We start from the raw sequence: 12,042 nt of genomic DNA on the forward strand, positions 1-12,042 counted from the left end.
GGTCATACCTCTGAGATTTCCGTGATGAAAATGTACCTCTTATCTTTAGGAGTGGGGTTATTGGTCGGCGTGTTGTATTACGTTTTGAATGTACGTTCGCCAGCTCCACCAATTGTTGCTTTAGTTGGATTGTTGGGTATGGTTGTGGGTGAAAAACTCATACCTCTGATTAAAGACTTTTTCCCTTCATAGCCTATTACGCTAGGTGTGATTTAAAAACATATAAATTATTCAGTATTGTAGATCTTTAAATCATACATCTAGCCTTTTTTTAATTTCTTTTGTAGGGGGAGTGATGAAATATCTTTCGATTCAAACAAGAACAATGGCACTTTGTGGTTTTTATCTTTGTAGTGTGACTGCATCGACTTATATCTATGCAGATGAATTTTATTCACAAAATCGTCAGTATTTATTAGGAGATTGGAACGGAAAGCGTAACAATCTATCTGATCAAGGTATTGATTTTAATCTCTCTTTCACCAATGAAACCGTGACCAATATAGATGGTGGCTTTAACGATGATTCAACTGTTCGTAATGCTAATCAGTGGACTTTTGGAACGACTTTAGATCTGGAGAAATTGAGTGGTTGGCAGAATACTCAAGCAAAAATTAGTATCAGCAAACGAGATGGTCGATCATTATCTACGGACCGTATAGCTGATCCAAGAACTGGTCAATTTAGTAACGTACAAGAGATTAGTGGACGTGGCCCTGTTTGGCGATTGAGTCAGGCTTCGATTCAAAAGGGTTTTGAGCAACAAGGAATCACTGTAAAGCTCGGTCGAATGAATATGGGGGAGGATTTCAATTCTGCACCCTGCGAGTTCCAAAACTTAACACTTTGTGGCTCTCAAGTCGGTAAAACTGTTTCTGAACTCTGGTATAACTGGCCTATTACGGTTTGGGCTGCAAATATTAAATATGATGTCAATTCCGCTTCAACTTTAGCTATAGGCGTGTATGAATCCAATCCTGAAAATACAAAAAGGAGTAAAGGCTTTAATCTAAGTACGGATGGTTCAAAAGGTGTGTTAATCCCTGTGGAGTGGGTTTGGAAACCACAGCCAAATGGTCTAAATGGCATCTATCGCTTCGGTGCATTTTATAGTACGGCTGACGCGATTGATGTGTTAAGAGATGCGCAAGGAGAAGCCCAATTATTAGCTCAACAACGACAAGTACATTCAGGCAAATACAATACTTGGTTTGTGGCACAACAACAGTTGACACAACATTCTGATGATCCTAAACGTGGACTAACCTTTTTTCTCAATTTAAATATCAATGATAGAGCCACTTCAGAGCTTCTGGGTTCACAACAGATTGCTTTGCAATATAAAGGCTTATTTGATGCTCGACCAAATGATTCGATCGGATTGGGTGTGTCAAGAACGGAAGTAAATAAACAATTACGGGCACGACAGAGATTGGAAAATGAAATCAATCAAATCACAGATTATCAAAATCCAGCATATGTGCCTATTCAATATGATGAAACAAACGTTGAGCTGAATTACACGTTTAATTGGTCATCTAGTGTGATGTTGCGTCCCAATCTTCAGTTTGTACATCAGGCCGGTGGTCTCAAAGAAATTAAAGATGCTTGGGTATTTGGACTCACTACACGGTTAAATTTCTAATTCAACAATAAATAAGGTGAAAATGATGCAAACAGAATTTGAGAGAAAACATAGCGTTTGGAGAACATGCCGTGATCCTGTTTTATTAACGATTGTCGGTGGTGCAATCGATACTATTGGTTTTATCGCCTTATTCGGTTTTTTTACGGCACACGTAACAGGTAACTTGGTTTTAGCTGGTGCTGCTTGGGTTAAAGGTGGTGCAGGGTTATGGATTAAACTGGCTGCCATTCCGCTATTTATTCTAACCGTTGCAATCACTAAATATTTGATTGATAAAAGCAGTCAAAAAAGAAAAACCTTATCTGCTCTATTTCTAGCCGAAGCAATATTTCTAACAGCTTTTATGCTGGCAGGTATTTATTTTGAACCTTTTACTAACCCAGATAGCATTACGATTGCGGTGACTGGCGGGTTGGGATTGATTGCTTTGGCGATACGTAATACCTCGAGTAAAACACTGATTAAGCATATCAGCCCAAGTACGATGATGACAGGAAACACGACTCAACTCGGCATTGATCTCTCAAACTATCTTCGAAATCGTTCCTTAGACAATCGGAGCAAGCTTGAACATAGTTTAAGTATTGTTTTAGGTTTCGTTATTGGGGCTTTTTTAGGTGCGTTACTTTATGTTTATTTAGATTTTTGGAGTGTTGCATTCTTTATTTTACCAGTCTTGTATCTATCATTTTTAGCTTCTCAAGACCGCTTTATTATGCCTGAAACCTAGAGGTTAAAATGGATAAAAGTAGATTGGAGGCAATTAGTGATGGCGTGATTGCAATTGTCATTACAGTGATGTTAATTGAGCTTAATATCCCTCAGGGCAATACCTTTGCTGCCTTACAGCATGAGTTGCATACGATTCTCAGTTATGTGCTGAGCTTTATTTATCTTGGGATTTATTGGAGTAATCATCATCATTTGTTCCAATTAGTCAAAACGGTAAATGGAAAAATCATGTGGGTTAATTTACATCTGATTTTTTGGCTCACCATGATTCCTTTTACAACAGCATGGTCTGCACAAAGTAATTATGCACCCATTCCTACAGCGGCTTTTGCTTTTATTTTGTTCATGTGCTCATTGGCTTATGATATCCTCGAACGATTGATTATGCGCGAACAGGGTGACAACTCAATAGCTCGAAAAGTCTTAGGCAAAGATAAGAAACTCGCAGTCTCTGCTATGTTGTACGCTAGTTCGATTTTTTTGAGTTTTATTGATACTCGTCTCACTCTATTTATTTTGATTTTGTTAGCAATGTTGTGGTTTTTTCCAAATAAGCACATTGAAGACTATTATTCAGCAAAACAAGAGTAAGCACTGTACTCATTGAGTGAGAGGAAAATTTTAAAAATGGGCTATTTAAATTTTCCTCTGATGTTGAGCTGTCTGTTTTTAATCAGCGCATGTCAGGCGATTCATTTAAAAGAAGAAAAATTAAGCCACGCATTAAAAAGTAAAGTTGATAACTTTCTACTCACCAATAAATTTAGTTATCAAACGGAAAACTTACTTTATTTGACGAAAACCAATCAAGCGCAATGCCTGAATAACGTAGATGCTTGTGTTAATCAAATCAAAAACATTAATGATAAAAAAGATGATTTCTATGCAGCGGTGAGTGAAATTTATTTAGCTAAAGCGATGAGCATGAATACTGAGAGGTGTCGTATGCTTGGTCAGATGAATAGTTGTTTAGATCAGAAATTGCATTTTTTAGATAAGAGCCTTCGCTATAGTTATGTTTATCTCTTTAAGTCAAATAGCTCCGCTCAAGAACGTATTTTTGATTATCGTTTGAATCAAGTACGAATTATTTATAATGTTTCCATTTCCCAAATGCTCACAAGTGCATTTAAACGTGATGGTCGATTGAGCGATATTTGCTTTGAATCTCACTGTTATCTTTTGGATTTTAAAAAATATCCCGCATTAGAGACACTTCAACTAAACGCTTTTAAATCTAGTTATAACATGAACTTTTCTGGATTTAATATTGTAAATCGTCAGGATGGTTTAGGCGCTGAGTTTGTTGCGGAGCGTGAAGAAAAACCAATTCAGCCGAAATTTATTTTAAACCCACATGACTATTATAAAGGGCAGCCGAATCCTAATATCCATGCACCTAAATTTTTTCCAATTACTGCGATAGCAGAACCTAAAAAAATCAGTTCAATCAATGAAATATTGGAAGATTCAAGCTTTAAAATACATTTATTTGATCCTTTTCAAACAACACGGTTTGACGTTGAAGGATACCCTTATGTCATTACAGGAAATTATTCAGCGCCGTATGGTGCTTGGCTTGCTAAATACAATTTAGGTGCACTTGGTTATTGGACTTTAATTAATAAAGAACGAAATTTGATCATGCCGCATTTATATATGTTGGAGCCATACCATCCTCAGAAAAAAGTAGTGGTTTTAATTCATGGTTTGGCCAGCAGTCCAGAAGCTTGGGTTTCCTTGACCAATGATATTATTGGGGCTGAAGATCTGAGAGAAAACTATCAAGTTTGGAATGTTTTTTACTCAACAAATATGCCAATTTTCGAGAGTCGCTACCAAATTCATGCTTTGTTGCAACAAGCATTTAATCAACTTGATGCTTCAAGCCAAGCTGCCCATCAAGCTGTTTTGATCGGTCATAGTATGGGTGGGGTAATTAGTCGATTGCTTGTGAGTCAGGCTGATATTTCATCAGCAGCTGTAGAGAAAATGAATACAGCGCAGTTGGTACAATATCAACAACAAGCTGTGATCAAACAACGGTTTCAATTTGAGCCATTAACCAATTTTTCCCGAGCTATTTTTATTGCTGCGCCTCATCAAGGCACGCAATATGCGGACCGTTGGTTTACACAATTTGCCCGTAAAATTATAAAATTGCCACATGAGTTTTATACTGCGGTTGAGCAAGGTCAGCCGTTGAGCCGGTCAAATGAAAAAGGTTTGATTGAAAATGGTGCGGGTGATTTGAGTCATGGTTCTAAATTTATGCAGCTCAGCAAAGAGATTCAACCTAGCAAAGATGTTATTTATCATTCGATTGTTGGTAATTCAACTTCAGGACAATCGGTCGATAAAATGACTGATGGTATAGTGCCTTATCAAAGTTCTCATTTACCTAACGCTGCTTCAGAGTTGATTATTCGTGGTGGGCATTCTATCCAAGAAACACCAGAAGCTATTCTAGAAATACGACGTATATTGCGTTTACATTTAGCTCAAATAAAAGTTGAATCATAAAAGAAATCCCTAAGATATTCACTTAGGGATTGAGCTCAAATTTATGGAGCAATAAAGTGGCTTACCTTGGGTGGCGTATCGCCACTATGTAGTGCTTGTATCTCAGCTTGTAGTTTTTGATCCTCAAAAGTGACTCTTTCATGTTGACGTAAATGTTCTACCCATGAGCTTACCAAGAAATATTCAATAAACTTGCTGTCATTATTTGAATCTTGAAAAATCCCCCACGAGTAAGCACCATCTCTATATCGTTGATGTTTAAACATATCCATCAGTTGAATAAATTTATCTCGATTTTGTGCTGAAATCTGGTATTCAATAAAAATCATCACAGGTCCTCGATCTGGACGAATTTCATCTATGACCAGCGGGGCAGGCCAGTGTGAAGATGGTGCTAAGTTCAGCTCTTGTCCCTTAGCTAAATTAAAGAAGCGGCTAATCGGTAAAACCAAACATAAGCAGATTGAGGCTGTTAATAAGCTGGTTTGAATACTGGTAATGGAAGCAAGTTGTCCCCAAATCAAACTGCCAAGACTCATGGAGCCGAAGAAAAAAGTGACAAAGATTGCTAATCCTCGAGCACGAACCCATTCAGGTAATGACACTTGGGCAGATACATTGAGATTGGTGAGTACCGTAAGCCAAGAAAATCCAGCGATAAAACTAGCCATATAAGCCAAACCCAGATTCGGGATTAAAGCAAAAATAAACATGGCCAGTGCTGTGCCTAAACTACCAAAAACTACCAATTGATCGGTATTTAGCTTCTTTTTTAGCTTTGGCAAGGTAAATGCACCGACGACAGCACCGACACCGACCAATGCCAAAAGTGTTCCGTAGGTGGATGCACCACCTTGCAAGACCTCTTTTGCGATTAAAGGTAACATCGCCCAATAGGCGCTGGCGAATAGGAAAAAACTGATCGCACGAAATAAGGTGTTCTTTAACGCTTGACTATGAAAAGCGTAGCGTATACCGGTACGAATCGCGCCGAGTAGGTCTTCTTTGGGTAGCTGCCGTTGCATCGTTGGTGCTGGTTTCCACCAAAATAGCGCGGTGATTACGACTAAAAAAGTGAGTGCATTTAAGAAAAATGGGTAAGCTATACCTAAGGTTGTAATGATTAGACCTGCGATTGCAGGGCCAATTGCTCGACTGATATTAATCCCCACGCTGTTTACAGCAACTGCTTGTTGCAAAGCGGCTTTGGGAACAAGACTTGGAACGATTGCTTGCCAAACTGGCGCAGTAAATGCCGTACCAATTCCCATTAAAAAGGTAATGCCGATAATCGTGAGTGGTGTAACTGCATTAATATAGACTAAATATCCTAATAATAATGCGAACAGCGCTAAAAATGACTGAGTGACCAGTAAGATTTTTCGTCGATTAAAAATATCAGCGAAAGCACCTGCGGGTAACGCTAATAAAAATATCGGTAATGAAGTAGCAGTTTGAATGAGTGCGACCCAAATCGGTGAGTCGGTTAAACCTGCCATTAACCAGCCCGCACCGACATCATGCATCCATGTGCCAATATTGGAACAGACAGTCGCTATCCATAGAATTGTAAATGTTTTAGAGTGAAATGGATTTGTTGAATTAGACATTCGCCCCAAGCCCAAAGTAATTTTATATCTTTCTGTTATAGCTTGTTTTTCAGAGGGAATCAGTGGAATTTTTATTTTAATTTAATAGAAATTATTGAAAAGCAATTATGGTGCGCTCAGCGGGACTCGAACCCACGCCACAGGCTTCGGAGACCTGTACTCTATCCAGTTGAGCTATGAGCGCATGCGAGCCACATCATAGGGAAAAAAAACAAGCAGGTAAATATGTATGCCTGAACAAAGCTGTTTCTTGGCTATTAAATCAGCAGTTTTAAGTTCCAATGGCCCGATTATGTACTAACGCTACTATAAGTGCTCTACAGAATAATTAATTAATTTAAGTGTTTGATTCAGCTGGACGGGAGGGATACGCGACTCTTGTAATGAGGTGATCCATTGCATTTGACAAACTTTCAGTTCGGGTATCGTTTTGACTTGCTGAATTTGTTGAATCAAAGGACGTGCCATTAAGCCACAATAACTACTCAATGTTTGGATCATGAGTTGTTGAATTTCTACAAATGCAAGTTTTTCTAAGCGATCAATTTCTTCATTTGTGGGATTCGCTAATTCTGCAAACTGAGTCGGATTATCTAATTCGGGCGATTTGTCATCTTCCTCATTTAAATTTATTTTTATTTCATTGGTTAGGTTTGGAGATGTGGCTTGTTCAGCCAATAATCCCATTTCGATCAATTGTTGTATAAGCTCAGTTGGTGCGAGCTTATCTTTGTGGCTTTGATTTAGTTCATGAAAGTCATCATGATCAATTAAAAGTAATAAGCGACGTTGACGTGCGGTTAAAGCGATATTACGTTGTTTTAAAGCGGTTTGTCCCAGCTCAGTTTTAAAATAGTGTGACATCTTTTCGTCTTTCCCCAATCAAGACTTTGATAGGGGGCTAAGATAAAGTTGAAAAGTGACATTTATATTAACAATTTATTAAATATCATCATTTTGCTTTAAATAAACGCAATTATTTATCTCTAGGTCTATTTTACTAACTTAGTTTCTAATGCTTTGCGCAAATAGACGTCAAGGTCATCTTGACGAAGCAACCATTGCACATAATCTGTAGGCAAATCTTGAATCGCAGTGCCTTTGTGTTTCCCAAAAGTAATCGATTTCGGAATGCGAGCTTCTTCTGATGCAATATAAAGTTGTTCGATATTTTGAATATCAAGTTGGTGGATGATATGCATCAAAATATTAGCAGTTAAAATGATATCTGCATCTGCACGATGTGCGCCTTTTAGCATTTCTCTTGCTTTATCGCTGCCTTTAGAAATTAAGTAAATTAGTGCTGAAATGTTATGTGCTTCAGCATCAGGCCAGACATGACGTGCCAAGGCAAGTGTACAGATAGGTTTTAAGTGAGATGTCTCCACACCACAACGTGCGATTGCTGCGATGTCATAATCAACATTGTGACCAATAATATAAGTTGTTTCTGTTGGAAGTTGGAATTCATTATAAAAAGGTCGATCCACTAGATCGGATTCTAAAATATGATGAACAGCCATTGCTGCAAAGGATATCGGTTGACCGACTTGGTATAACTGATCAAAAATTTTTTCTTATCTAAACTCAGTTTGCCACTTTCAATTTCGATAGGCGCATAGGCGATTTCAATCGGCAAACCATTTAGTGTATGTGTTTCAGTATCTAAAATGATGGTTTGCATAAAAGTTGACTCAATTGAAGTTGAATAGATGCACTTATCTTACAAGAAAATGAGTTTGAATATGCGTTAGAGGGATGAATTCTTTAAGTTCCAATGCTGTTATGAGTAAATATAAATCAGGATTAAAAAAAACTTGAAAAAAAACGTGATTAAGCGTAAATCTTGTGAAGATTACATGACTTTAGAATCATGATTTCTAAAGCGAATAATGATAATGAAAATAGTTAAGGGAAAATCAGATGAAAATGAAGTTATTGACGGTTGTAATACTAAGTTCTAGCTTGTTTTTTACTGCTTGTGGCGGTGGTGATGGAAATACTAGCTATATACCAAAACCAACAATACCTGAAAATAATATTCAAGAGCCAGTGGTAGGTATACCAGAGCTTTATACAAAAACAGATTTTAGTGCAGTTGCATCAGAAAGCTTGGTGATGACCTATAAAATGCTAGGGCAGAATGGTAAAGAGACTATGGCAACCAGCTTGCTGTTTGTTCCAGGTGGACCAATGCCTGCAACGGGCTGGAAAATTGTTGCATGGGCACATGGTACAACTGGTGTCGCGGATCAATGTGCACCAAGTCGTCAAGCAACCCATCCTGCTATTCAAAGTATGATTAGCCAATTTCTGGCGGCAGGTTATGTGGTGGTTGCGCCTGATTATGAGGGGCTTGGTGAACCCAGTGGTCGGGAACTACATCCATTTTTAAATCTAAAAAGTGAAGCCTATTCGATTACTGATGCTGTAGTTGCTGCGAGAGCTTATCTATCTAGTCGTGGAAAACTCACTTCACAACAATGGATGACCGTAGGGCATTCCCAAGGTGGTCACGCAGCTTTGGGAGCAGCACAATACGCAAGTCGAGCCAAGCTCGATTACAAAGGAACTATTGCCATTGCACCAGCGTCAAACCTTGAACTCATATTAAGAAAGGGTGAGGAGTCTGTTGAAAATGCGCCTGTTGAGCAGCAAATACCTATGTATGCCCAACTAGATACATACACAGCATTAATCACCGCTGGATTGCGCAATCTCCAGCCAACGTTTAGCTACATAAATATTTTTAAATCGCCAACAGATCAAATTGCGAGTAGGGCCGAATTAGATTGTGCAGATGTGCTAGGGGGAAGGTTTGGTGGTGCTATGCAAACGCATTTGCAAAGTAATGTTGATTTAACAAACTATCCTCGAACGCAAACAAATTTCATGACGATTCCATTGGTTAAAACGTTTTTAGAAAAGGATTCTCAACCAGCACAAGTAAAACTAAATCAGCCTGTAATCATTTATCAAGGTGCGAAAGATACAACTGTTCCAAAATTAGCAACAGATGCATTGGTATTGAATGCAAGGAATAAAGGTTCGAACATTCAGTATATTACCAATGCTGAATGGGATCATGGTACAGTATATGGTGCGAATATTGAAAATATTGTGAATGATGTGAAAATGACGATGCCTGCTAATTAATTCATCGGGAGTAATTTATAATTAAATTATTCCTGAATTTTTACTTTTAAGTAAGCAATATCTGAACATATTATTCTCGTTGGTTTGTGCACGTAGACTTCTGATTTGAAATCAATCTTTTCAACGTTATTGAAACCAAATGTTTTATAAATTTGCATACTTTCCTGAACTGCTTGTTTATATAGTAGTCCGGCCGAAAAATATGCGATTAAGGCTAAAGATAAACTTACAAGAATAGCCAATGCTGATTCTATAAAAATTTCTTCGTAAGATTCCCATTTAACTAAAAAGAAAATATTTATTAAAAAACTTAATATAAAGAATGAAAGTCCAATTGTTTTCTGTCTTTTTCTTAAACCTTCTATAGTAAAGCCGTGTTGAGGAAGTGAATAAATCAAATTTTGTTCAGGATGGTAGATTGCATATGCAAGACTTATATCGGTAAAGCTATTGGGATCAATAACGACATAAAGCTCATCACCTTCTTGAAAAAAAATATGTTCAGTAATCCCCATAACTGTATGGTGAGCAATTTGAAAGCTATATATTTTATAAGTTTTATTGATCCTATAAGCTAAAACGCGGGCATCAACATCAAACAAATTTGCTATGAGTGTTTGTGCTAAAACAGCTTGCTCTTGTTCTATCTGAGTTTCATATTTTCGATTTCTAACACAGTAAAAATCATATATTTCTAAATGCTGAATTTTTCCGTTGATGCGAATCATTTTATCTAGACAATTAATTATAAAGCTCAATGCTAAGTTTAAGGAAAAATCTTAATGAATCAAAAGTGAAATTTTTATCAACATAAGCGATTTTTATTGAGAATTAAGCAAACTTCATTCTTCTTACTTATAAACTTCGTGCTACAATATGCACCAATCTTTAGCACGGCTTAAAAGCCCTAATTTATAGGACCCCCGCTAATGTTTGCCAATATTTCTATTGCTGAATTTGATCCAAAATTAGCTCAAGCGATTGCTTCTGAAGGCGAACGCCAAGAAGCTCATATTGAGTTAATTGCATCTGAAAACTATTGCTCTCCTGCTGTGATGGAAGCACAAGGATCAAAACTTACTAACAAATATGCAGAAGGCTATCCTGGCAAACGCTATTATGGCGGTTGTGAATATGTTGATGTAATCGAGCAACTTGCAATTGACCGTGCAAAAGAGTTGTTTGGTGCAGACTATGCAAACGTTCAGCCACACGCTGGTTCACAAGCAAACTCTGCTGTTTACTTAGCATTACTTAACCCAGGTGATACTGTTTTAGGTATGAGCTTAGCGCATGGTGGTCACTTAACTCATGGTGCGAAAGTAAGTTTCTCTGGTAAAACGTATAATGCGATCCAGTATGGCTTAAACCCAGAAACGGGTGAAATCGATTATGAAGAAGTAGAGCGTTTAGCATTAGAACACAAGCCACGTATGATCGTTGCTGGTTTCTCTGCTTATAGCCAAGTTGTTGATTGGCAGCGTTTCCGTGATATCGCGGATAAAGTTGGTGCTTATCTTTTTGTTGATATGGCTCACGTTGCAGGTTTAGTTGCTGCTGGTGTTTATCCGAACCCAGTTCAAATTGCTGATGTAACAACGACTACAACGCATAAGACACTTCGTGGTCCACGTTCTGGTTTGATCCTTGCAAAAGCAAACGAAGAAATTGAGAAAAAACTTCAATCAGCGGTATTCCCAGGCAACCAAGGTGGTCCTTTGATGCATGCAATTGCTGCTAAAGCAATTTGTTTCAAAGAAGCAATGTCTGAAGAGTTCAAAACATACCAACAACAAGTTGTTAAGAATGCTCAGGCAATGGCTGAAGTATTAATGGCTCGTGGTTATGATGTTGTTTCTGGTGGTACAGAAAACCATTTATTCTTATTATCTTTGATCAAACAAGATGTAACGGGTAAAGATGCAGATGCATGGTTAGGTGCAGCGCATATCACTGTGAACAAAAATGCAGTTCCAAATGATCCACGTTCTCCATTCGTTACTTCTGGTATCCGTATTGGTACTCCAGCAGTCACAACGCGTGGTTTTGGTGAAGCTGAAGTTCGTGAGTTGGCTGGTTGGATCGCTGATATTATCGATAGCAAAGGCGATGAAAAAGTTATCGCTGAAGTAAAAGCTAAAGTTGAAGCTGTTTGTGCAAAATTCCCTGTATATGCAAACTAATTTGTATATTTAAAAAAGCGCCGTAAGGCGCTTTTTTATTGTCCAATTAAATTAATTGGAAATATGTATTTCAAATACCGATATTTTTGGAATTTACTCTATTGAATAAAGTCTGAGTTGATAAAAAAGCACCCGAAGGTGCTTTATTTGAATCAGAGATGGTCCCACTTGTTTGAACAACTAAAAGCTT

The 12,042-nt window shown here is 37.8% G+C and carries 10 protein-coding genes, 1 tRNA gene and 1 pseudogene; 7 read left to right on the plus strand and 5 right to left on the minus strand.

Annotated elements, in window-relative coordinates; translation table 11 throughout:
* The first annotated feature begins 24 nt into the window (after nt 1–24).
* The 5 genes from HMPREF0023_RS16115 to HMPREF0023_RS01910 all read left to right on the plus strand — a co-directional run bounded on the left by HMPREF0023_RS16115 (nt 25) and on the right by HMPREF0023_RS01910 (nt 4,903).
* Nucleotides 25–192, plus strand: coding sequence for a DUF1427 family protein (locus HMPREF0023_RS16115; protein WP_017394405.1), 168 nt, complete (start codon nt 25–27; stop codon nt 190–192).
* A gap of 103 nt (nt 193–295) precedes the next feature.
* A complete protein-coding gene (locus HMPREF0023_RS01895) occupies nt 296–1,645 on the plus strand; it encodes a carbohydrate porin (RefSeq protein WP_017395641.1) in 1,350 nt (449 codons plus the stop codon).
* 25 nt (nt 1,646–1,670) lie between these two features.
* Nucleotides 1,671–2,378 carry a YoaK family protein gene (locus tag HMPREF0023_RS01900; protein WP_005081163.1) on the plus strand — a complete coding sequence of 236 codons (708 nt, stop codon included), beginning with the start codon at nt 1,671–1,673 and terminating at the stop codon, nt 2,376–2,378.
* An 8-nt stretch (nt 2,379–2,386) separates the two neighbouring features.
* On the plus strand, nt 2,387–2,971 hold the full coding sequence (locus HMPREF0023_RS01905) for a TMEM175 family protein (RefSeq protein WP_008941019.1): 585 nt from the start codon (nt 2,387–2,389) through the stop codon (nt 2,969–2,971).
* Nucleotides 2,972–3,007: 36 nt separating this feature from the next.
* Entirely contained in the window at nt 3,008–4,903 is a 1,896-nt protein-coding gene (locus HMPREF0023_RS01910) for a lipase family alpha/beta hydrolase (protein ID WP_008941020.1), read from the plus strand.
* Nucleotides 4,904–4,944: 41 nt separating this feature from the next.
* Here HMPREF0023_RS01910 and HMPREF0023_RS01915 read toward each other — a convergent pair whose 3' ends face one another.
* From HMPREF0023_RS01915 to HMPREF0023_RS01930, 4 genes and pseudogenes are all read right to left on the minus strand, one after another.
* Complete coding sequence (locus HMPREF0023_RS01915) at nt 4,945–6,513, minus strand: MFS transporter (RefSeq protein WP_080591906.1); 1,569 nt, start codon at nt 6,511–6,513, stop codon at nt 4,945–4,947.
* A gap of 108 nt (nt 6,514–6,621) precedes the next feature.
* Nucleotides 6,622–6,697 (minus strand) — tRNA-Arg (locus tag HMPREF0023_RS01920).
* A gap of 122 nt (nt 6,698–6,819) precedes the next feature.
* Complete coding sequence (locus tag HMPREF0023_RS01925) at nt 6,820–7,377, minus strand: hypothetical protein (RefSeq protein ID WP_017395639.1); 558 nt, start codon at nt 7,375–7,377, stop codon at nt 6,820–6,822.
* A 128-nt stretch (nt 7,378–7,505) separates the two neighbouring features.
* Nucleotides 7,506–8,197, minus strand: a pseudogene (locus HMPREF0023_RS01930) (3'-5' exonuclease).
* Between the two features lie 239 nt (nt 8,198–8,436).
* On the opposite strand from HMPREF0023_RS01930, the gene HMPREF0023_RS01935 reads away from it, so the two are divergent.
* On the plus strand, nt 8,437–9,669 hold the full coding sequence (locus HMPREF0023_RS01935) for an alpha/beta hydrolase (RefSeq protein ID WP_008941024.1): 1,233 nt from the start codon (nt 8,437–8,439) through the stop codon (nt 9,667–9,669).
* 26 nt (nt 9,670–9,695) lie between these two features.
* On the opposite strand, the gene HMPREF0023_RS01940 is transcribed toward HMPREF0023_RS01935, so the two are convergent.
* Nucleotides 9,696–10,397: a hypothetical protein gene (locus HMPREF0023_RS01940; RefSeq protein WP_008941025.1), complete on the minus strand. Its 702-nt coding sequence runs from the start codon at nt 10,395–10,397 to the stop codon at nt 9,696–9,698.
* Between the two features lie 201 nt (nt 10,398–10,598).
* Here HMPREF0023_RS01940 and glyA point away from each other — a divergent pair, with 201 nt between their 5' ends.
* Nucleotides 10,599–11,852 carry a serine hydroxymethyltransferase gene (gene glyA, locus HMPREF0023_RS01945; protein WP_004638623.1) on the plus strand — a complete coding sequence of 418 codons (1,254 nt, stop codon included), beginning with the start codon at nt 10,599–10,601 and terminating at the stop codon, nt 11,850–11,852.
* Nucleotides 11,853–12,042 lie beyond the last annotated feature (190 nt).

The organism is Acinetobacter sp. ATCC 27244, from assembly GCF_000156555.1.
GTDB lineage: Bacteria > Pseudomonadota > Gammaproteobacteria > Pseudomonadales > Moraxellaceae > Acinetobacter > Acinetobacter haemolyticus.

Excerpts from the sequence above, each read along its gene's own strand:
- HMPREF0023_RS16115 (WP_017394405.1), top strand. The coding sequence starts at position 25 with ATGAAAATGTACCTCTTATCTTTAGGAGTGGGGTTATTGGTCGGCGTG.
- HMPREF0023_RS01895 (WP_017395641.1), top strand. The coding sequence starts at position 296 with ATGAAATATCTTTCGATTCAAACAAGAACAATGGCACTTTGTGGTTTT.
- HMPREF0023_RS01900 (WP_005081163.1), top strand. The coding sequence starts at position 1,671 with ATGCAAACAGAATTTGAGAGAAAACATAGCGTTTGGAGAACATGCCGT.
- HMPREF0023_RS01905 (WP_008941019.1), top strand. The coding sequence starts at position 2,387 with ATGGATAAAAGTAGATTGGAGGCAATTAGTGATGGCGTGATTGCAATT.
- HMPREF0023_RS01910 (WP_008941020.1), top strand. The coding sequence starts at position 3,008 with ATGGGCTATTTAAATTTTCCTCTGATGTTGAGCTGTCTGTTTTTAATC.
- HMPREF0023_RS01915 (WP_080591906.1), bottom strand. The coding sequence starts at position 6,513 with ATGTCTAATTCAACAAATCCATTTCACTCTAAAACATTTACAATTCTA.
- HMPREF0023_RS01925 (WP_017395639.1), bottom strand. The coding sequence starts at position 7,377 with ATGTCACACTATTTTAAAACTGAGCTGGGACAAACCGCTTTAAAACAA.
- HMPREF0023_RS01935 (WP_008941024.1), top strand. The coding sequence starts at position 8,437 with ATGAAAATGAAGTTATTGACGGTTGTAATACTAAGTTCTAGCTTGTTT.
- HMPREF0023_RS01940 (WP_008941025.1), bottom strand. The coding sequence starts at position 10,397 with ATGATTCGCATCAACGGAAAAATTCAGCATTTAGAAATATATGATTTT.
- glyA (WP_004638623.1), top strand. The coding sequence starts at position 10,599 with ATGTTTGCCAATATTTCTATTGCTGAATTTGATCCAAAATTAGCTCAA.